Raw genomic sequence first — 21,021 nt, forward strand, 5'->3', positions numbered from 1 at the left:
TGGTTCGTGACCCCGCCAGACTGGTTCTCACCGCGCTTTCCATCACTTCCGTCGAGTTCCTGAGTCGGCGACGGATCGGCGACGGTGTTGACTGCCGCAGGTGTTGCGCCGTTCCCTGAATGACTGGAACGCTCATTGACGTCACCACGATAAACATCTCTGGTCCTCAGTGAAATCAACACCAGGACCACTGCCCCCACGAAAGAACTGGGCAGCGGGCCCGCGTGGCAGGCCAAGGATGGTCTTATCAAGGAATTTGGATAAAACCGGATATTTTCGGATATTTTCACCCCACAGGCTCTGATGCTCAGCCAGAAATGTGGTGTCCATCGCCCGATTCGGCATTGGGTAAGCGTCGTTTGAGGGCGAGGATTTGTCCGTGAGCGGCGGCAAGTGCTTGGTTCAGCTCGGCGAGTTCCTGGCGGTGGCTGGCCCGTTCTGTTGCCAGTTTGGCGGTGAGCGTGCGAACGATGCTGCTGGTATCCAGTTCGGACGCTTCCGCATACTGGCTGGTGATGAAGGTGCGCCTGGTTGGTAATTGTTGCTCGCGTAACTTGGTGATGCGGGCTCGCAGTTCTGGAATCCGGTAGAGGAAGTCCTTCGATACGCCGCCGGCGGCGGCGACGCCTTCAAAGGTCACCGGTTCTTGGGCACGTAGGACGGCTTTGAGACCCTTCTCGGCTCTCAGTAGGGCTGCGTCGTGTTTAGCGCGGGCCGCTTGGCGCAGATTCTCTGGGTTACCCCTCATGCGTGCCACCCAGGTCGTCGGGTTGCTCGGGAATTCTGGTCCCCTTCTGTTCGGACACCGACCGCTGGGGCGGCGATGGCTGTGTCGGTTCTTGGATCGTCGGTCTCGAGGGTGTTGATGATGCTGGTCAGTGCTTGTTGCTCCCGACGCCGCAAGGTGAGCCAGACATGGTTTTCGGACATTGCTTCGCCGGTTCGGTGTCGGTGAGCTTCCTGGCGTTGTTCGATCAACGAGTCCAAGGATACGAGTTCGCTTTTGTGGACGTCCAGAAATCGTTCGTCGGTAACGAAGAGATTGCAGGTCAGGCAGGCGTTGCCTTTCTCGCAGGTTTTCGCTGGGGGCAGAGTGCACCAGCCGTTGGGCAGTACCCTGTCAGTGCGGGAGTCCAAAAGCATCAGGTCATAGAGGTCCTCGGCCTTGACGGTAGTGGGGGCTGCTTCGCTGGTGATCTTCTTGTATTTGAGGAATTCCGCTTTCGCCGTGGAGTCCAAGGTTTGGGCGTAATGCATGGTCATTTCCGGTGTCGTGTGTCCCAAGTAGCGTTGTACGACGTGCAGCGGAACGCCGCCGTTGAGCAGACTGGTTGCCTTGGTGTGGCGGAACCGGTGTGTCTTGCTCAGAATCAAAGGGAAGCCGGCATCGTCTGTCAGGTGAGCGCGGTCCACAAACTTTTCCAGTTGCTTCCTCAAGACGTGGTTGAGGTAGGGATTTTGGCCACGGAGGTTGTTATAGGTGCGCACGAACAGGTAAGGAGGGTTCATATTGGTGCCAGTTTTCGATAAACGCGCCTTGAGCCAGGCCTGTTGCTCTTCAACAATGTCGATAACTTCCTGATCGACGAAGATTGTGTCAGGCGCATCCAAGATCTTTGTCTGTTGGTAGCGCAGCTTTGCAAGGTTAGCTTCCAGCAGGATGAGCGGGTCCGCGTCCAGCATGCAAATCTCATTAATCCGTCGCCCGGTGGCGACTATCAGCAGGAGGATCCGCATGGCTTGCGGATCTCCCATCCCGCCCTCGGTGCGGGGTAATCCCAGCAACGGTGCCGCGGCTTTGATTCTCGCTAGGTCGTTGTCGCTGAAAAGGTAGCGTTCATCTAGGTGCGCCTTTTTGAATCTGCCGACGTCGCCAGGGCGCCAAAAGCGGAGGTATTCCGGACTGAACCCGGTCCAGCGATCGTCGTTGAGTGCTGCTGCGGCCTCGTCTCCGAAGTCGTGCATGAATGCGTAGAAGGCCTTGATGGTGGACGCAATTTGAATGATGCTCGCCCCAGATCGCGGATTGCCGTGGTTGCGTCCGCCGTGGTTCGGGGTGGAACGCAGTTCCGTGAGGAATTCGATCATCAACGGCCGAAGCTGACGGTCGTCGCTAACCAAACGGGGATCAGTCAAGCCACGTGAGGTCACGAAGTGTGAGAATTCCATAAGGGCGTTCTTGTGCGTATGCGCAGTGGACCACGTCATTTGCCCCATTTCCATCAAGGACTTCAAGTAATACATCCCTCCAGCCCGTAGCCAGAACGGTTCCAAGGGGTACCAGTGAATGCCTTTTTGTCCGCATGGTTCCTGAGCTCGTCGTGGAATGCGGGAATCCATGGTCAGGTCCCAGAGTTCTCGCTGCCACCAAGCACTGGTGTCGTAGGTAAACCATAGGAGTTTGCATGCGCGATCTAGTGGTGAGACGTAGGTGCGGAACGTCTGTGGATTGGGGAAAGCACCTGTTCGCTTCACCCAGGTGCGGGCAAGTTCGGACTTCCACTGTGCAGGTGTCCTTCCCATGAGAGATTCGAACGGCTGTCCCGCGGCTTTGAGCCGTTGCGCGGTTTCGGCCAACTCCCTCATCAGCAGACCCAATGGCGCACACGGCACCCGCCCTCCGAGTTCGATAATCCGCCAAATGATGAACATCATTTCTCGTTGCATGGGTTCCGGGAGCTCGTCCAGGTGGAACGGGCCAATCTTGCGATGGTAGAAGGCAAACGCTCCCAGATGTTCTCCCGGAACGGTGGTCCGGGTGTAGTGCAGCAGTCGCAGCCCCGGCGGCACGGCTTCTAGCAATTCGGCATTGATGGTCGGTGAGTAGGGTTCTGGGTTGAGCTTGTGTAGCCAAGAGTAGGTGTCGTCATCCGAGCGTTTCATTGGCGTCCCTCCATTTGCTTGTCACCGCTTTCCAATCAGCCAGGGCCCGAAGTTCTTCGTCTTCGGTCACCCAGGCATAGATATTCAGGGTTGTCTGGACATCCGCATGGCCCAAGCGCCGACTCACGACATGGACTGGACTCCCCGAGAGCAGCAGGGCCGTGGCATGGGTATGTCGAAACCAGTGCGGAGACCACCCGGCAGGGAGTCGCGGTCCCAATGACCGGCTGATCCTGCTCACCAGCTTGTAAATAGTCTCCGGGCGCAGAGGACAGAAGCTCCGCTCACCCTGGAGATTGACAAAGACATAGGCCTGGTCCATGTCCGCGATGGCGAGATCCATGCCTGAGTCGCAAAGCCGCCAAACGTACTCCGCATAGAGCCGGTCAAGATCGTCACCGATATACAGCTTGCGGTAGTTTCCGCCTTTAACCCGCTCTCCCAGCGGGTGGAGCCGCGGGACTACCTCGATGAACGGATTGCCGCCCCCGCCACTGTGCCAGTCCCGATGTTGAAGCGACAATGCTTCACCGATCCGTAGACCAGTCTCCTCCAAGAGGTTGAAGAAGAGCCTGTCGCGCACCGACCCGTCCCACATTCTGGTGAGCGGATCATAGCGGGCACAAGAATCCTTGATGAGCGTCAGCTGGGTTGGAGTCAGCGTCGGGGCAGACCGTCGCCGGCGCCGGACCTTCACAGTCGCCCTCCGGTTGCCGCCCGGGCGGCGAATGTGATGAAGAAACGATTTGTAGGGCGAACCGAAATCCGACGCCACGGAGAGCTGCGGCATGATCGCCAGACCTCCCCGTTGATGAAAGAGATAAAAGGAACGCACGGACTGCAAACGCAAAGCCGCTGTGGCATCGGAAATAAGATCCGTTGGCGGCGGGCCGATGGTTGCGATTTCCGGCGGCAAGCCGGTCCTGAGCCACCCCAAAAACCCCGTCAGATCCTCCAGCCTGACGTCGTCCCATGCCCTGTCGCGAAGTCCCAGAAAATCGCACCACAGCATCAGTCCGCGGGCATAGGAACGAACAGTGTTCGGCGAGGAGCCAACCTGACGCAGGTATTCAAGAAACTCTTCAACCGGAACAACCGGCAGGAAATCATCACCAAGAACAGTCCACGTCGGATCCTGGCCGTCAAGGGTGACACGTTGGATTCTGGCCATATCGGCACCTTCCAGACGCTGTTCCCACCAAGCATTCCCCCGAATACAGCCGGTGGCAATACCGGGTTTCACCACTTGAAGACATCCACGTCATTGAAGAACAAGACCAGATATCCACAGCTTCACTGGGGTTAGCCGAGCCAATGATGCACTCTAAGACGTTAAAGACCGCTCCAACGGCCTACCGGATAAGCCGGCGGACTTTTATTACGAGTGGCAGACAGTCGGCAAGACCAAGACGCCGTTCGCGATCCACAGCCCGGGAGATGAAATCCTGGCATTCGCTGGGCTGTACACGTGGTGGCCGGACAGGTCCCTGCCCGAAGATCACCAAGACTACTGGACGCTCACAGCCACGATCCTGACCCGCGCTGCAGTAGGACCAGTCAGCCAGCTGCACGACCGGACGCCTGTGACATTGCCGCCCAGCTTTTGGGACGAGTGGCTCGACGCTGAGCAAGACGGCGACCAGGGTCTCGTGGACGCAGCTGTCGCTGCTGCCACCCCAGTGGCAGAGGCGCTGCAGTTCCATCAGGTAGCGCCTTTGAAAGGCGAAGGGTCGGAGCTGTTGCGGCCGGTCGAATTGAACCGCTCATGATGATTCCTAGGCGACTGGATCAGATTCTAACCAAAAAGCCGGTCTTGCGGCTCTCAATCATTGGCGATGGGCTCCAACGTCTTGGGGAGCATGTCGCTGGACTGGCAGCATCAATCGAAACCTTGCAGGCCCGGGACGACATTAGAGGCGCTGCCGCCTTGGACGTGATCTGTACAGAAGAAGCCGCCAAAGTCCTCATTCTCCTGGACATGGCTCGTGATATCTACTCTCAAAAGGTAGGCCAAATATCAGCAAAGAGCTTCTACAACCACCTTGCTCGGTCTATCTACGCTCAGGTGCATGGCAGCAACCCGGCTGACTACAGAGAAATAGTCCGACAGGTCAAGGACCATCGGGAAAGCCACTATCTCGACGGGCCCAATGATGCTGATTGGGGGTTCCGAAACGACTTACAAAGGCAACGTGACACCGCCCTCTATGTTGACTATGAGGAAAATGAGCCGGGGCAATTCTCGTGGTCCGGAGGTAACCCTGAACTGGTCAATGTGTCGGCAATGATTACACCCCTCGTGCTTTCGATGAGAGAGGTGGGGATGCTCACCGAGGCGGGAGCGCGCGCCACAGCGGAGGTATGGAAAATCTCTAAATTCGATGAGTCGACACGCTGGGAATATTGTCAGCTCAAGGCTTTGGACGTGGTCCGTTCTGTTCTTCCCGAACACGAGGAAGAGGCTCGCGGCTTGCGCGGTCACACAGTCACTGTGACGCAAAAGTGGACGTTTCCATTGACCGGCCTCGATCTTTCCTTGATCGTGCGGCCCCGAGAAGTGATGCAGGAAAAGCAGGCGGCCCACCTCAACCAAATGATGATGGACGAATACGGCCCATCAATGACCGGTGATTACCGTTAGGAGGCTTTCGCATCAGTCGGCTCGTCCCAGTGGGTTGAGTATCGGCGCGAGAGGACCTAGCGCTCCAGACAGAGCGGTTGGTGCGTCAAGTAAGTTGAGGCCCACGCCGTGGGACTGCGCGTGGCCACGGTCAATTAGCCCTCGACAATTTCCAGATCAGCGTCCCTGTAGTTGTCGAGTAGGAATATTGGCTTGCTGGAAGGGTCGAGGACGAGCCTAAAGTCTGAGTTGACGGTTTTCCCCGCCAATTATGTGATGCGGCCGGCCGCGCAGGCAAACGGTATCCATGCAATGCCCAGAACGGCCCGAATCCAGCCAAGGTACTCGCGATTGTCGAGGGAGATCCACCGGTCAAGGAATTTATGTTGCGACGCAACCGAAACGGTAATGCACTCTTCCGACAAGGCCGGGTTTTCCAGAAGCCATGCCAGATCCCGGAGGCGATGTGCCCGCCGGAATCAGCCGACATTTGTTCTTGAACCAACCTTATTGGCCACAATGTACCCACATCGGTCTCTGAGGAAAGTTGAAAAAATCCGGGCAGATGCTAATCAGCATGGTCCGCGGGCGAAGCCGTTCCGAGACCTCATGGTGGAGGAGTCGGCACCGCGTCGCCGCTCCTCGTCGCAACCTAGGCAGTGTGCAGGTACTGCGAGAGAATTTAGGCAGCGAGGAGGAAAGCAATGGCTAACAAATCCAAGTACACCGGGTGGAGCAAGGACCAGTTTATGGCTACCTTGCGCCGCGAGATCCTCGCTGCACGGCTGAAGGTCACCCTCGACGAACAACTTCATCGTGAAACTTCTCTTACGGTGAAGCGTCTGGCAAACATGAAATTGCCCCGGATGCGCACGCCGGGGTGCCGTATCGGTAGCGATCCGGCAGATGCGCTTGTCCGGAGAGCTCTCGATGTCCGGGCGGGCCGTCCCAAGACGGTGCCGGCCGCGGAAGTATTGCGCGAGCTTGGCCCGGAGGGTTGAGCGGAAGGTTCCAATACCCTTCAGCCTGAAAGAAAAGAGCGACCCCGGGCCACGTCCTCGGCGTCGCACTTTTCTGCGGGGCTACGGTGTGGCGCTCCTAGCTGGGTCACCACCTCCGGCGGCTAGGTTTGCTACGGATGTCCCACCCATCACCCCCGCCCTGCGTACCGGGCCCGGGCAGCCTGCACGCTTATCCCGAGAATGCATGCGATGGCGGCCCAGGTCGTGCCGTCGTAATCTCGCATGTCGCGTAGGCGGTTAGCGATCAGCCCGTCAGTGGCCTCGCGCAGGGCTATCAGGTCGCGCAGTTCTGCCTCGTCAACCGTCATTTCGGGGTTGCCCCGCCACCAGTGAAATGCTTCCGCATGGGACCTGGCGTTGCGCTCCGCGCTCATTCGTTCACCAGCTCGGCATCGGGCGCCTTGGGGTGTCCAACGTGGTTTGTGCTCATCGGGTTATGGCCTTTCGTGAGGTGAAATTCTGTCGCGCCACCTCCCGGGCCGTCTTCGACGGCCGTTGTTCCTTCGAGCAAAGTAAGGCCTGAATTCGATCGAATTGTTGTCAGGAAAAGGGCAAGAATGCGGGCCGGGTGGTCGGGTGAGCGACATCAGGATTCACCACGGTGCACACGAGGCATACACGGGCGATTCTCCCCAACGGCTTCAAGGAGACGACCGCAATCCTTGCGCGTCCCCAAGACGAACTTGCTGGTGTTCCTCGTTTGTAGACATCGCTGATCACATGGGCGCAATCATCCCTGGGGACACAAATTGGTGCACGTGGTTCATCTGGTACTTGATATTGGTGAGCAGCCGGCTGTAGCGATCGCTGGTTCCCTCTGCAAGCATGGGACCATGAACGTCGCCGCGCTTGTGATCTCCATTCTTGCTTTTCTCGCGGCTGCCGTGAGCGCCCTGTTCGCCCGCCAGCAGGTTCACGTGGCCCAGTCAGCGTCACGCGCCCAATCGCTCCTCGCTGTCTTGGACTATCTCCAACGCCCTGACATCCGTGATTCACGACGAGAGATCCTCACGGTCTTGGCCACCATTCCCGCCTCTGAGTGGACAGCGGAACAATGCGCGACTGCCTCCAACGCATCGGCTTCGTACGACCTAATAGGGACACTTTTGCGCAGCGGAGTTGTCGACAGCGGTCCGATCATCCAGAGCTACGGAGCAAGCATCATTCGTTGCCACAAGGTGTGTGCGCCCATGATAGAAGGCTTCCGTAGCAACATGGTCGATGCCCTTGCTCGAAGCTACTGGGATGACTTTGATTGGCTGGCTGATGAGGCCCGCAAGGAATTTGGGCATGTAGGTCTGTGACTTTCACTTGGACAAGTCGGGGGTGTCTGGGTACCGGGCCATAAACTAGCGAGTAGGAGCAATGGTCGTAGCGCCTTTACCCGTGGCCATGCTGGCCACAGGCTTGAACTTGAAACTGCGATCGCATATTGGTCTCAAAAAGCGCTCTGAAGCTTCGCAGATGATGAATCCGAGCGGTCGTTTCCGTTGTTCGGTCCGCCCTCTGCCTTGTCGTTGGCGCCAGGACTTCAACGGTGTGGACTGGCTAATTCACGTCGAACAACCGCCGGCCGTCAGCGCGGGAACTCTGGCCAGCCCCGGGCAGTCATCTGGACCGCAAGGTCAACCACAATCTGGCCGAGTTCTTGCCGGCGCTGCCAGCAACTGAATCTGTAGCCGCCCCACGATTAGTATTCACCTTCGGGATATCCGTCGGCATGGTCGTAGACGTCCTTCCAGATTGAGTCACGGCGGGGGATGCGGGTGACTGTTTCGGCGCGCACCCAGAAGTCGTAGGCGGCGTCGTTCGCCTGCCAGCGGATGTTGGCGTGGGTAGCTGTCCAGAAGGTGACCTTGGCGTCCACGGTTTCAGTGTCACCGTCGGTGCGCTGCACGCTTGCCCGTACGTAGGGTTCGCGGCGGTCCGTGAACCGGGTTGTCGGGTGCACGGCGAAATCCGGGTGTGATTCGACGTACGCGCGCTGGCTGCTGTTCTCCACGGCGGTCATTTTAGGCACCCCGGCTGGCACCGACCTGCCTGCTGCCGCGTTCCGCATGGGTGAGTGATGGGCCTGTTGCTCATTGCGCGGTGGCATGCTAGGACAAAGAAGCCGCTCCGGACGGATGGGTCGGGGCGGCTTCAAAGGGGTTGCCCTTCCGCATTGGGGGACCGGAAGGACAAGAAGCAGAATACTCCCTGCCTGACGAAACACCCAACCCGGACCAACCCATGACGGCGATCTGATTGCTGCACACATCCCTCGCGAGTAAGGTCGGGATGTTGGCTCCCGGAACCAAGGATATGCTCCTGCCATGTTGGGGGGTCCTCGTCGACCCGAACCAACACGGACGGCCCTGCCGGACGGCGTGACCGCCAGAAAAAGGAAGCGCCCCACTTGATGTGGGGCGCTACTTTCAATTCATGGTGCAATCTCAGGCAGTGTCCTCTTCGGGAGTTCCTTCTCGCCCTTCCTGAGTCGACGCCCTACTTTCGCGATGTCTTCTTCAGCAGCTAGGTCTTCGGGTTTGATACCTCGACCGGCAAGCATCGAACGTACACTAGTGCTGTTGTCCACGTGTTCGCGGGAGATAGCTACCTCCCCTTGGTGACCTTCACGCTCGATGTTCACCTTCGACATTTCGTTGATCAAGCTCTTTGCGGAAATCGTCAGGCTCGGCAAGAAGTCAGCCAGCGGCCGACTCGCGGTGATCCCGTAGTGGTCCTTCATTTGCTGCGTAGTCCTGCCACCGAAAAATGCTTTGTCCCCGACAGATCGGACTCTTGCAATGGAGGGCCCATCTAGGCCACGATCGACAAAAACCGCAGAGAGCGCCTTCTCGGACGATTTGAGCTGCTCACGTGTCTCCAAACGTTCTGCCTGGCGCATTCGCTCCTCGATGAGCTCCTGCTTGCGAGTTTGCAACGCGAAATAGCTTTGTGCATAGGCAATTGCTGACTTTTTCGGATCTCCGTTCTGAGCGATGAGGTAGCACGCGTACCGAGACAGCATGAAGTCCTCAATTTCGCGCTGCGCGCCTGATCCAAGGGGGACCTTTTTCGTCACTTGACGAAAATGCTCGTCTTCGGATATACCAACCGTTCGGCAGGACTCGATCGCCTTGCCAACGACTTGCGCAAACGCTTCCCACCGGCTATACCCAAGAACCTCTTGCAGGTTCCGCGCAAACCAAAACTCGACGTCCGTTTCCGGCGCCGATTCACAGGCCTCGTCGAGCCGCCTCTGGATTGCGATGACTTCCTTGTTGTCCAACTTAGTCCCTCCATCTACACGATTATGGGTGTAAGCCACCCCCACCCCCGATGGTAGCCCGTTCAGGCTCACAGGATTTTTGATCTAGTCTGGGCTGCCTATATTTTCGTCGACGAGTTGATGCCCGTCCCGGTTCACCTCGGGCGGGCGACGGTTTGGTTGTTCCCGCCTTTCCGCTGGTGACGGTTGTCCACAATCCGGCCCGTGGGGCTGGTGCAAGCCGTGCCCGGAGGGCTAGCGTGAGCCCATGGTGGGCTGGGACGTGTCGAGGCATCCGGAGTGGGACATGATGTAAGCTGCCGGGCTGACCGTGCGGGAGATCGCCACCTGGTGCCACCAGCACGACACCACCGTCCGCCTCCACCTGCAGGTCCGTGACAAGTACCAGCCAGACCTGCGCACCATGCACGAGACCGCTCTGGCTGCGCGCGGGAACGACCGGCCAACCACTGGCTGGCGGCGCAGGCACGCCGAAGCAGTCGACTTCGTCGACGACCATGGGCGGCTCCCCGACACAAACAGCAGCATCATCGCTGAACAGTCCTTGGCTGGATGGATCACCGTGCAACAACTCGCCGCGAACCGCGGGGAGCTCTCCACCGCCAAAAGAATTCTCATGGGCGACCTCCCCGGGTGGGATGCCTCACCCCGCCAGGCCCTGCTGGATGAGAACTGGCGGGCACGTTTCGGCTAGCTCAAGGACTTCGTCGCCACCAACGGACGGGTGCCGCGGTGGCGGACCCACGCCAGCGAGCACGAGCGCGTCCTCGGCGTCTGGCTTCACAATCAGCACCAAACCCGGGCGGAAGGGACAATACTCCCGTGGCGCCTCGAAGCCCTCAACGAGGTTTTCCCCAAGGGGTGGAGCAGCCGAACGTAGGTGCAGCCGCAGTCCCACTTCATGCGGCGTGCCATTGGACACCGTATGGAGGGCTGAAGGAGGGCTGGGGTTTGGTCTTGCCGTGGCTTTTCTGTGGCCTAACCGTGTCGAATCGCATAGAGTCGGGAATTGAAACAATGGCCTCAAAGGTAAGGGCACGATCATCTCACCCAGTCAGAACTCTGGATTCGCAGGGACTGCACGCCTCGGGATCCGCGAAATCGTGAGGCAGCTCAATAGCGGACTCGGTGCAACCCTCGTTGCGGCACTCACGGGCAGCAAAGATCCGAGGATCAGCTACAAGTGGGCCAGGGACACCGGCCCAGAGCCAAGACCCGACGCAGTGCAGAGACTGCTGCTGGCGCACCGGGCATGGATCGCCGTGTCCACAAATGAAGGTGAGCACGTGGGCCGTCTTTGGTTCATCGGCGCAAATCCATGGCTGGATGAAAGCTCGCCCATCGAAGCCATCAGCAATCTGGAGTCCAAGAAGGTCATGAAGGCCGCCCAGGCAATGATCGATGACCGTTTCAATGGATGAAACGCATTTGCACATCGGCCGGTTAGGTCTTCCTGGGAAGTGCGTCAACTTTTCACCGGACTTCCTGCCGGTTTCGCTTACCGGTAGTGGTAGCCATTCACGTGGTCCGGATTCGCCGGCTACATTCGACGGCTGGCTTCACCTTCAGGCAGCTCTGACTGCATTGTTCAGTCGCTAAATTGTTGTTTTTCAGTTGTTTTTCAGTTGTTTTCAAGTTGCCCAAGGTGGCTGGATCTGACAGTATCAGCCTATGGAAGCAACTATTCGAAACGGGATCCACTTCGATGCCACCAGGATGAATATTCACGACCTGGTGCGAGAGCTGAACGGAAACGTGGGTGCCTCGGTCGTGCAGACCATGGCCGGGGTGAAAGACCGGACGTCCCCCTTCAAATGGGCCAAGCCTGACGGTCCGGAACCTCGCCCCGAGGTTGAGGCGCGATTGCGCCTCGGATACAGGGTGTGGAGAACGCTCGAAATGGTTGAGGGCAAGCACGTCGCTTTGGCGTGGTTGATGGGTGCAAACCCGCGCTTGGGCGAGGAACTACCGGTGCTCTGCATCCAGCAGCAGCGCTCCCGTGCCGTCATCGGCGCAGCTGAGGCCTTCGTCAACGATAGCTACACTGCGTGACACGGATTCCTCTAACTTTGCCGTTTGCAAAGGTCGGCGTCAGGAGATTATTACCTTCTGTGACGCTACTCGCGCTGGAGATCTTCCGGAAGATAAATTTGCGAGATCCACTCGTCTACCAGTCGAAAGCTTTTTTGGGACAAAATCTCCCGGCGGACCGGGGATTTTCTCAGCACCCGGTGCACCGTAAAGTGCCACTATGACCCCTGATGCACAGCTATCGAATCAGACGGACGCTCTTCGCGAACTCACGGACGCCGCGGCTAATTTGGCCGGCGACCCCGCGCTCATTGAAGCGCTGACTAAAATGCTATTTGCGATAGAGGCCCGTCTCGCAGGTCACGAGTTGACTGCTGAGCAGGTGTCCTACTTGATTGAAACTGGCGCTTTCGTAGTTTCAGGGAAGCATGACGCCCGATCTCCCAGAGGGAAGATCGAGGTGCAGCTCGTGATGACCGAGGGCGACTACTTGCATCTTCGCAATACTTTTTCACTGAACGCCACTGCAGGCCATTTGGGCTGGAACGAAAAGGACGTTCTGAAAGCGGTCGCCGACGGACGTCTCTACGCTGTCGAGGTGTTAGGCCTTACCCGCCTCCCCTCTTGGCAATTCGAATCGATCCCTCTGGGAATAATCCTTCCTGGAAGGATTCTTCCCGGGGTGTCAAAAATCATTGAAGTCATCGATCCCCAGTGGCCTTCAACTATCATCCACGGCTACATGAATGCACCCCAGAAGGGCCTCATCGCTGAGGGCCGCAAGACGCCGATCGCGTGGCTCCGCGACGGAGGTGATGTCGAAACCGTGGTCGAACTCATCAAGACCCAAACCTGGGGCTCGTAGTCAGCTATGGCTTGGGCACGGACGGGAGACCACGCAGCGTTGAGACCCAGCTGGATGGCTCGGTTGCTATTTCATTTAGTTAACGTTCGATGAGCCTTTTGAGTTCGGCGTCGTAAACATAGTCGGTGATCTCGCCGGACATGATCATTGCGACGGCCTTGTTGATGGTTTCCAGTGGCACCACGAACCACTCCGAGGGGTCGTAGTCGCGTCCCTTCCGGTCGACCTGCGTCAGGTCCAGACGCACCTCGGCGAAAACTCGGTGCAAGAGGTGCTCCAGCCATGACGCACGCACGTTGTAGAGCTGGTAGTCCGCCAGCACCTTCACAGGTGCCATCAGGTAGGTCGGAGAATTCGCCGCGTTTTTGATGCGGTTCTCGACCTTGGTGGTCGAGAACCCGATTTTGTGGAGTTCCTTGAGCCCGGCGATTTGCGGGTCATCGCTCAAGGACTCGAGCACGTAGATGTGACCGCTCTCCACGTCACCATCTAGGACTTCGCTTGTGTCGATGCCCGTGCGCGCCAGAACTTGTCCCTGCTGCTCGTACATTCGAGTCATCAGGCTCTGCTTGTACATCCTCGATTCGGTGCCGTTCTCGAATACGACCCGCAGGCGCTGCTTCTGCCTAGGCTTGCCGCCGACGACGAGGTCCACGTCTTCACCGACTTCGGCGACGAAGCACATGACGCCAGCGAGGACGAAGAACACACCCTCGCGGATCAGGTCCAGACCCGTGAACGTGGTCAGCTGGAACGTGCCATCGGCCAGCTCCGCGTGCTTGGCTTTAAAGAGGTGTTCAAACCTCTCGAAGTCCTCGGCCTTCACCCGCTGAGCGACCGAGTCCGGAGACTCGGGACGCTTGATCACGGGCAGATCCGACACGTCGAGGATACCGCTTTCGTCGCCCAGTAGATCGTCCAGGTCATCGCTCTCGAGAAGATCGTCGAGCGACTCGGGAGCTGCCTCTACGGCCAGCAGTTCATACTCGGTGTCGAGGTGTCTGAGCGCCGCGATCTTCTCCTCGTTGGCGAGTATGCCATCGAGCCGGGCGCCGAGCTTCCGCTCGGCAATCTCCCGCGTCGCCGAGCTCGGCAGGCGCTCGTGCGCCCGGCGGAACTCCACGACCTCCAGGAACGCACGCTCGAGTCGATCGGACGAGGTGACCTTCTTGGGCTTCTCGGGCGCGTCGAGTAGCCCGTCGAGGTCGTTGTCGATGAAGTCCTGCAGGGAGGTAGGTACCGCATCGAGGATGTCGTCGTTCTCGTTCATTCTCCCGTCACCATTTCAGTCGCGCGCTTTTGGGCTTCGAGCTTCTGCTTAGCCCGCTGGAGCCACAGCAGCGCGTCCGCGTACCGTTTCTCGGCCGGATCCTCTGCCCGCGCGTCTGGCCGCCGGCCGTTGACCTTGATCCAGTTCTTGATCCGGGGGACTAGTGCTAGCGCCTCTTCCTCGGTGAACTCGACGCGTGTGGCTGTGATCTGGTCCTGGATGATCCGGAGTACTGAGGGAGTCACCGATTTGGACATGACCTCGAAGGCGCGCTGGAAGGGGTTCACCGAGTCGATGAGGTTGATGGTGAGCTCGTCGATGTTGACGAATCTCTCGGCCATCTTGATGAACCGTTTGTCTCCGACTTCGCGAACCTCACCATTCTTGATCACCGAGTCCACGACGACTTGCTGTCGCACCTCTTCGACCTGTGAGTCGGTGAGGTCCGGGTACTTTTCGCGGATGATCTTTGGGATCAGGACCTTGTTGGCGGTCTCTGCGTCAATCGAGCCCGCTGCTGCGCGAGCGAACGTGTCGTCCTGCAAGATCGTAGCTTTCAGGTCGTTCAGGTCCGTCTCGACGATCTGCTTGACACGCTCCGTCGAGGGCTCCTTGAAGCCCTTAATCTTCAGCTGACCGGGGATCTTCGCGTCGTCACCATCGAACTTCTTTGTTTTGAAGGTGAAGTTCTGTGCGAGCACCTGCTCCATCAGCAACGATGCCGTGATGGCCTTCAGCATGTTGTTGACCGAGACCTTCACCTCGCCCTGAGAGGCGTCTGGCTCGGCAATCAGATTGGTGAACTGGGCATGCTCCTTGCCTGGGCTGTCGCGGGTGACGCGGCCAATGATCTGGATAACCTCCGTCAGCGAGGCACGGTACCCGACGGTCAGGGCGTGCTCGGCAAAGGGCCAGTCGAAGCCTTCCTTTGCCATGCCCAGGGCGATGATGATGTCCACAGCTTCCCGCTCCTTGGATGCGACACCGGTGAGATAGTGGAGCGTGTCAGCGCGTTTCTTCTGATCCGTGTCGTCCACGAGATCGGCGACCCGAAGAATCTCACCTGTGTCCTTGTGGCGAATGCTGATGATCCCGGTCACCGGGTCGGTGCTTTCGACATGGCCGATGGCGTCGATGATGAACCCGACTTCTTCGATCTTGTCCTTGGTGGACTCACCGGAGTTGACGTTCGGAATGTGCACGATCGTCTTCTTGTCCAAGTCCAAGACCTCGCCGATGGCATCGGTATAGCGGCCTTGATAGAAGTGGTGTCCGATGCCGAGCGAGTGCAGGTACTCGTAGCCATTGAGCTGGTCATAGTAATTGAACGCGACCGGAGTGAACTGCGCCTCGTCCTCCGCGGATAGAACTGGCACAGAGTCGCCGCGAAAGTATGAGCCGGTCATTGCAACGATGTGCACGTCAGAGCCGTTCATGACGTCACGCAGGAGCGCCCCGAGTCGGTTGGCCTCAGTATCAGCGGAGACATGGTGGAACTCATCGATCGCCAACACCGTACCGTTGAACGCCTCCGGCGCGAGCTTCTCAAAGGCGAACCGCAGGGTCGCATGTGTGCACACGAGCACAGCATCAGGGCCGTCAAGGAACTTGATAAATGCTCCAACCTTGCCTTGCGAGGAACCGGGGTCGCAGAGGCTGTGCTCGTCCTTGATTTCCCAGTCAGCAAAGAATCCCTGCGAAGTGAGCTTCGTCGAGGCAAAGGACGCCCCGATCGAGCGTTCTGGGACAGCGACGATGACCTTCTTGCGGCCCTGGTTATAGAGCTTGTCGAGGGCCACGAACATAAGCGCACGCGACTTGCCTGACGCCGGCGGGGCCTTGACGAGCAAGTGCCGGGCATCTCGCTTGGCGAAGACGCGCTGTTGCATCTCTCGCATGCCCATTGCATCGGTATGTACCGACGCTCCCGTACGCGCATAGGTCACGTCAACGACGTTTATGGGTTTGCTCACTTCTTCTTGCTCCCCTTTGCGGATTCTGCTGCTGTCATTTCCTCATACAAAGCAAAGAGGTCCGACAATCTCTGCTCATCAGTTTCGTAGCCGCGCTTGGAGTAGATGGAATCCACCAAGGAGTCGATCTCGGCATGGGCTTGTCGCAGGTCGGCCGGCATGTAATCGGGGTCATACAACTCAGCGAGGGTTTTCTCACAGTGGTACTCGCGCACATCGAGTACGCGTAGGGCCACAAGCGCGAGCCGTTCCTTCGCTGAACGAGTGAGCGGGGGTACAGGAAAGTTGTTGTAGACGATCGTGTTTGAGTATTGGTAGTCCTCACGCATTCGTCCACCAACAGCGCGCATCCACACCATGTGTGTTTGAGACGTTAGGATCGAAAAGACCCATGGCTCAGCTTCATACATGACCAAGGTTTTGTTGGATCCAACTACGGTGGAATCAACATAGCCAATTGGCACATAGGGGCGGCGCTCGGACGAGATACTAGGAACGATGATCGAATCTGAAGGTTTGTGGGCGAAGTAATAAAATCGATTTGGATAGTCAGCCAATGCCTTGGTTGACTTCTCAGTGCTCTTCAGACGGTGAGACGTGACGCCTTCGAGTCGACGTTTGATAACATCTACCTTCGATGCAGAATCCATATCTTTATCTGGAATCACAAGACACCATCTCGTTTTCCCGTTTATAAATTCAGCAGCGCCACAAAAACCTTTAACATATCTTTCGATTTCCGGGTGGTCGGCGATCAAATCGTCTCTTTCCCGGTCACTCAGTATCAGATTCCCGCCGTCATTCGGCATTGATCCATAGCCAAGTCGCGGTAGGTCCGCAGACAAGGGAGCGCTTCGGCGGCCGAGCCATATATCTGGGCCATCCGCAAGGTAGGGGTTGATCCGTTTGGCATCAAGTCGGATCTCGTCGCTGAAGATGTAGTTGGGTTCGGAGGAGATGTTGCGAAGTCCGATCACGACACAGGTGACGCCTGCGGCATTTTTGGCGTGATTAGACCACCTGAACGAGGTGTATGCGTAACCAATCTCAAGTTCAGAACCGAAGACCTGCGGCCAGAGAATCCCGACTTGCTCGCCTTGTGTGATGGAATTTGTCGTGACGAACGCCAACTTCGTAGCTGTGCCACGAATATAGTCGGCACCCTTGATTAGCCATGCGGATACATAGTCGAGACTCTTATACTTCTCCGTGACCGTCGCAAGATCTTTCTTCTGGTCGGCCGATTGATTGCGACTGCCCAAATATGGCGGGTTTCCCAATACGTAAATCTCGGAAACGCGATCGTACGGACAGACAGCCTCCCAATCCGCCGTGATCGCGTTGCCCGCCTGAATTTGACCTGTCTCCTTCAGCGGGATCAGCGGGATGGCGAGATTGAACTTCTCCTTGAACTCAGCGTTCATCTGGTGCTTGGCAATCCAAAGGGAGAGGATCGCGACCTCCACGGCAAAGTCGTCGATCTCCAATCCGTAGAAGTGTTCGATGCTGATCTTCGACTCGGCGTACAGCATCTGGTGCTTCGGATCGATCTCAAACAGGCGGTCAAGGATTGCGTGCTCCAGCCGGCGCAGTTCCTTGTAGGCAATGATGAGGAAATTGCCGGACCCACAGGCCGGGTCGAACACTTTGATCGCACTTATTCGTTCCAGCAGCGCTTCAAGCCTCTTGACGGAGTCGAACCCAGCGTCAAGTTGTTCCTTCAAACCATCCAGGAACAACGGCTCGATGGTCTTGAGGATGTTCGGCACCGATGTGTAGTGCTGGCCCAGATCGCTGCGCTTGCCCGGGGTGACAATGGCCTGGAACATCGAGCCGAAAATGTCCGGGTTGATGTCGCTCCAGTCCAGCGTGCCCAACTCGATGAGCAGGTCACGAGCTTTTTTCGTAAACTGAGGCACCACATGCTCGGACGTCACAGTGAACAGTCGGCCGTTGACGTACGGGAACCGTGCCAGGTGCACGGGTTTCTCTCCGACGTTTTCAGTATCGAGCGCCCTGAAGACCTCAGTGAGGAACTCAGCGACGTCAGAGCCGTCAGGCTGAGTATGCGAGCCGACAGCGTTGGTGTACCCGCTCTTGTCAAAGATGCCGGTATCCTCGGCGAAGAAGCAGAACAGGAGCCGGGTGAAGAATACATTGAGCGCATGGCGTCCGTGCGCCATGTCGAGCATTCCAGGGTTCGCCGACAGGAGCTCGTCGAACAGTTTGCCCATTCGTTCGGCGGCTTTGACGTCAGCATGCGCCTCGGCAACGTATTGCGCTTTTTCCATGCCGGCCCAGGGGAGGAAAAACGTGAAGTACTGATTGATGTCCCGGATCGGGATCAGCAGGTTCTCGCCTGTCTTCGTGTCGATGGCCAGCAGTTCCGTGTAGTTGGTGACGATCACGAAGCGGGTGTTGTACCGGACGACTAGCGGTGAAGTCTTAAGGTCGTCGATGACCGCGAGAGGATCACCGGTAGTCTCCTTGAAGTAGACGACGTTTTTCTGCGCCACCTCAGTGGACGGGTCCTGGGCAACGTTGAGCGAACCATTGCGCAACCTGGTCACGTTGCCCTGGGGCTTGCCGTAGGCCAGCAGCAGGCTGAAAATGAACTCTCGATCGTAGGATTCACGGCCCCCGATCGGCGCAACGCGCTCCTCGACGGCTTTCAAGTTGAGCTTCACCATGAATGTGTTTCCTTCGTGAATGTGAACCGATCGTGTGTCGCCGGACTCTTGGTGATTATGCGCTTGCCGCTGGGGCAGGCTGAATTGCCGTCGGCAGACGACCACGGTTCACACACGTTGTTACTCCTCACATGGCAGGCCGGGATCGCACTACCTCCTTGTGATCTTATCCGGGACGGTCCGGGCCTACCGACGCACCATTATCATCAGGCTGAGCGAGTGCAGGCAGACGGGAAACCTGCTGTTGAAACCGGTTTATGATCACTGCGGCTCCTGGCGACGAGCAGTACCGCGGGTTCCAAAGATATCCACGCTACGCGGCCACCTCGGGAGTACGGGGCGTTCGCCGCGTTCCTACCAAGATGCGCAGATGTTGGTGGGCGCTGCTTCGCGGCGGTCTGCGATCGTTCGATGTTGAGGCTTGACGACGAGATGGAGCGCGGACGCACCACGCGGGACCTGGCGCGGAACTTTACGGTGGTGCATACGAAATCTGCACCATAAATGCACCACGCAACTCTTGAAATGACGAAAACCCCCGGTAACCCGGGGGTTTTCACTGGCGGTGACGGTGGGATTTGAACCCACGTCAGGCTCTCACCTGAACAACATTTCGAGTGTTGCACCTTCGGCCGCTCGGACACGTCACCAACTCGAAAGATCCTACCGGGTGGAGCGGCCAGTTCAAAAATGCAGGGCACATGCGGGCAGTGAATGGGGCAGGATATGGACATGGACAGGGCAACGCAGCGTGCCTGGAGCTGGCACAAACAAGGCCTGGACGGATCGCTCGCGGGGCAAACCGCCGATCAGGTCCTCGGCAAAGCGGGGTGGGCCCGCTCCGTGGGCGGCGCCAACCCCTACCTGACGCTCTTCTCCCGCGCCGGCATCCGCCGGGAACAGGCCGACGCCGACGTGGCCGCCTTGCGCATCCATGAACTTCCGACGGCGCGCGGCTGCACCTATGTGCTGGGCGCGGACGATTTCGCGTGGGCGCTGGCACTTGGGCAAGGTGCGGCAGAGGCGCAGGCAAAGGTCCTGGACAAGCTTGATGTCCCCCGGGCAGAGGTGGCCGCGCTGGAAGATGCGGTGCTCACGGTCCTGGGCTCCGGCGTCGAACATGGCCCGGACCAGCCTCAAGCGCTGGATCCCAAACAACTCAAGGACAAACTCGGCGATGCCGTGCGTAGCTTAGGTGAGGCCGGCAAGAAGAAGGGCGCCTCCACCACGCTGCCCGCTGCGCTGGGGTTGCTGCAGGCGGACGGGCGTATCCGGCGGGTTCCCGTCAACGGCCGGCTGGACCAGCAGCGCTACGCCTACACGGCGTGGGGGCTTGAGGCGTCGCCGCTGACACCCGAGCAAACCCGCGCCAGGCTGATGGAGCGCCACCTCGGCTGGACCGGGGGAGCCACACTGAGGCAGACGCAGTGGTTCACCTCATTCACCGTGGCACAGACCAAGGCGGCGCTCGCCGGCGCCGGTGCCCTTGAGGTGGGCGGGCTGTGGATGCTCCCCGTGGACGCCGACGCACGGGAAAACTTCACTGTGCCCAAGGAGGAACAGATCCAGCTGCTGGCCGGCACGGATTCGCTGTTTCTGCTCCGGCGCAACGCCGCGGACCACTTTGCCGACGGGGACGGGGACCGTCAGCTGCTCAGCGCCAAGTTGGCGCTGCAGGCCGACCTCCCGGACCACCCCATCGTGGACCGCGGCCGCATCATCGGCCTGTGGCAGTACGATCCGGGCGAGGAACGCATCGCCCACTGGCTGTTCGACGCGCCCACGCCCGCGGTCACCCACCGGATTGCCGAGGTCGAGGCCTTCATCCGCGAGGACCTGGGCGACTTCCGCAGCTTCAGCCTGGACTCGCCGTCGAGCCGGCAAAAGCGCATCGACGCGCTCAACCAGGCGGCGGGTTGAGCGGTGGGGACGGGGAACAGGGCGGCAGTGCTCGTTATAGTGCTGGCCGGCGCCGGGCTGGGCGGATGTTCGTCTTCGCCGATGTCGCAGCCATGCCTGCCCCCGCCGTTTTCAGTTTCGGCGACCACGGCCACGGCTGGCGCCACCGTCACGGTGGCTGCCAGCGATGCCACCTGCAACCCCCGCTACGGCAAAACGGCACAAGTCCAGGTGACCCTGCGGGACAGCAATGGAGTGGAGATCGTAAAGGAGCTTGCCCCGATGAACGACCAGGGTGGGTTCAGCGTCGAGCTGCACATCCCGGCCGCCGCAGCTCCCGGCCCGGCTGCCGTGGAAGCCTACCCGTACAATCTCGACTGGTGCGACGACACCGGACGGAACAACCGGGTGGGACGGAGTGCCACGGCGCCAGCGATCGAGCGGGTGTCGTGCGCGCCCAGCGTGCAGAAATTCTTGATTGAACCCTAAATCCC

General features: G+C 58.8%; 18 protein-coding genes, 1 tRNA gene and 1 pseudogene. 10 read left to right on the forward strand and 10 right to left on the reverse strand.

The features are described 5' to 3' along the window. Positions 1 to 307: 307 nt before the first annotated feature. The 3 genes from CVV68_RS01585 to CVV68_RS01595 are packed head-to-tail and all read right to left on the reverse strand — an operon-like array spanning position 308 to position 4,054. Positions 308 to 748: a DUF6262 family protein gene (locus tag CVV68_RS01585; RefSeq protein ID WP_245933264.1), complete on the reverse strand. Its 441-nt coding sequence runs from the start codon at positions 746 to 748 to the stop codon at positions 308 to 310. Further along, positions 745 to 2,883 carry a tyrosine-type recombinase/integrase gene (locus CVV68_RS01590; RefSeq protein ID WP_110499246.1) on the reverse strand — a complete coding sequence of 713 codons (2,139 nt, stop codon included), beginning with the start codon at positions 2,881 to 2,883 and terminating at the stop codon, positions 745 to 747. Before CVV68_RS01590 ends, CVV68_RS01585 begins: the two co-directional genes overlap by 4 nt. Continuing rightward, the gene (locus CVV68_RS01595) at positions 2,867 to 4,054 is read right to left on the reverse strand and encodes a tyrosine-type recombinase/integrase (RefSeq protein ID WP_110499247.1); all 1,188 of its coding nucleotides are present in this window, start codon (positions 4,052 to 4,054) and stop codon (positions 2,867 to 2,869) included. The genes CVV68_RS01590 and CVV68_RS01595 overlap by 17 nt, the downstream gene beginning before the upstream one ends. A 205-nt stretch (positions 4,055 to 4,259) precedes the next feature. Here CVV68_RS01595 and CVV68_RS24855 point away from each other — a divergent pair. From CVV68_RS24855 to CVV68_RS01610, 3 genes and pseudogenes are all read left to right on the forward strand, one after another. Next, positions 4,260 to 4,652: pseudogene (locus CVV68_RS24855) on the forward strand (SOS response-associated peptidase family protein); the annotation flags it as partial. Beyond that, complete coding sequence (locus CVV68_RS01605; RefSeq protein WP_110499249.1) at positions 4,649 to 5,524, forward strand: AbiV family abortive infection protein; 876 nt, start codon at positions 4,649 to 4,651, stop codon at positions 5,522 to 5,524. The pseudogene CVV68_RS24855 and the gene CVV68_RS01605, both read left to right, overlap by 4 nt. Before the next feature lie 683 nt (positions 5,525 to 6,207). After that, positions 6,208 to 6,504, forward strand: coding sequence for a hypothetical protein (locus CVV68_RS01610; protein ID WP_110499250.1), 297 nt, complete (start codon positions 6,208 to 6,210; stop codon positions 6,502 to 6,504). 149 nt (positions 6,505 to 6,653) lie between these two features. On the opposite strand, the gene CVV68_RS01615 is transcribed toward CVV68_RS01610, so the two are convergent. Continuing rightward, positions 6,654 to 6,899, reverse strand: a complete 246-nt coding sequence (locus CVV68_RS01615; protein WP_110499251.1) for a hypothetical protein — start codon at positions 6,897 to 6,899, stop codon at positions 6,654 to 6,656. Positions 6,900 to 7,358: 459 nt separating this feature from the next. On the opposite strand from CVV68_RS01615, the gene CVV68_RS01620 reads away from it, so the two are divergent. Beyond that, complete coding sequence (locus CVV68_RS01620) at positions 7,359 to 7,829, forward strand: DUF4760 domain-containing protein (RefSeq protein WP_110499252.1); 471 nt, start codon at positions 7,359 to 7,361, stop codon at positions 7,827 to 7,829. Between the two features lie 386 nt (positions 7,830 to 8,215). Here the strand turns inward: CVV68_RS01620 and CVV68_RS01625 are convergent, their stop codons facing one another. Together CVV68_RS01625 and dinD are read right to left on the reverse strand one after the other, a co-directional pair. Further along, positions 8,216 to 8,527 (reverse strand): hypothetical protein, encoded by a 312-nt coding sequence (locus tag CVV68_RS01625; protein ID WP_211320685.1) that lies wholly within the window; start codon positions 8,525 to 8,527, stop codon positions 8,216 to 8,218. 420 nt (positions 8,528 to 8,947) lie between these two features. Beyond that, positions 8,948 to 9,799 (reverse strand): DNA damage-inducible protein D, encoded by an 852-nt coding sequence (gene dinD / locus CVV68_RS01630; protein WP_110499254.1) that lies wholly within the window; start codon positions 9,797 to 9,799, stop codon positions 8,948 to 8,950. 310 nt (positions 9,800 to 10,109) lie between these two features. On the opposite strand from dinD, the gene CVV68_RS01635 reads away from it, so the two are divergent. From CVV68_RS01635 to CVV68_RS01650, 4 genes are all read left to right on the forward strand, one after another. Further along, positions 10,110 to 10,493 (forward strand): hypothetical protein, encoded by a 384-nt coding sequence (locus CVV68_RS01635; RefSeq protein ID WP_110499255.1) that lies wholly within the window; start codon positions 10,110 to 10,112, stop codon positions 10,491 to 10,493. A 409-nt stretch (positions 10,494 to 10,902) separates the two neighbouring features. Beyond that, on the forward strand, positions 10,903 to 11,220 hold the full coding sequence (locus CVV68_RS01640; protein WP_245933265.1) for a hypothetical protein: 318 nt from the start codon (positions 10,903 to 10,905) through the stop codon (positions 11,218 to 11,220). Between the two features lie 250 nt (positions 11,221 to 11,470). After that, entirely contained in the window at positions 11,471 to 11,851 is a 381-nt protein-coding gene (locus CVV68_RS01645) for a hypothetical protein (RefSeq protein ID WP_110499257.1), read from the forward strand. A 199-nt stretch (positions 11,852 to 12,050) separates the two neighbouring features. Next, entirely contained in the window at positions 12,051 to 12,695 is a 645-nt protein-coding gene (locus CVV68_RS01650; protein WP_110499258.1) for a hypothetical protein, read from the forward strand. Positions 12,696 to 12,774: 79 nt separating this feature from the next. On the opposite strand, the gene CVV68_RS01655 is transcribed toward CVV68_RS01650, so the two are convergent. The 4 genes from CVV68_RS01655 to CVV68_RS01670 form a co-directional block, all read right to left on the reverse strand. Continuing rightward, positions 12,775 to 13,965, reverse strand: a complete 1,191-nt coding sequence (locus CVV68_RS01655; RefSeq protein WP_110499259.1) for a GIY-YIG nuclease family protein — start codon at positions 13,963 to 13,965, stop codon at positions 12,775 to 12,777. Then, positions 13,962 to 15,938: a DEAD/DEAH box helicase gene (locus CVV68_RS01660; protein WP_110499260.1), complete on the reverse strand. Its 1,977-nt coding sequence runs from the start codon at positions 15,936 to 15,938 to the stop codon at positions 13,962 to 13,964. The genes CVV68_RS01655 and CVV68_RS01660 overlap by 4 nt, the downstream gene beginning before the upstream one ends. Beyond that, the gene (locus tag CVV68_RS01665) at positions 15,935 to 18,628 is read right to left on the reverse strand and encodes a DNA methyltransferase (protein WP_110499261.1); all 2,694 of its coding nucleotides are present in this window, start codon (positions 18,626 to 18,628) and stop codon (positions 15,935 to 15,937) included. Before CVV68_RS01665 ends, CVV68_RS01660 begins: the two co-directional genes overlap by 4 nt. A 560-nt stretch (positions 18,629 to 19,188) precedes the next feature. Then, positions 19,189 to 19,278, reverse strand: a tRNA-Ser gene (locus CVV68_RS01670). Between the two features lie 82 nt (positions 19,279 to 19,360). Here CVV68_RS01670 and CVV68_RS01675 point away from each other — a divergent pair. Together CVV68_RS01675 and CVV68_RS01680 are read left to right on the forward strand one after the other, a co-directional pair. Continuing rightward, positions 19,361 to 20,548, forward strand: a complete 1,188-nt coding sequence (locus CVV68_RS01675; protein WP_245933266.1) for a DNA glycosylase AlkZ-like family protein — start codon at positions 19,361 to 19,363, stop codon at positions 20,546 to 20,548. Between the two features lie 81 nt (positions 20,549 to 20,629). Next, positions 20,630 to 21,016 (forward strand): hypothetical protein, encoded by a 387-nt coding sequence (locus CVV68_RS01680; RefSeq protein ID WP_110499263.1) that lies wholly within the window; start codon positions 20,630 to 20,632, stop codon positions 21,014 to 21,016. Positions 21,017 to 21,021 lie beyond the last annotated feature (5 nt).

This window comes from Arthrobacter livingstonensis (assembly GCF_003219815.1).
Taxonomy (GTDB): Bacteria; Actinomycetota; Actinomycetes; order Actinomycetales; family Micrococcaceae; genus Specibacter; species Specibacter livingstonensis.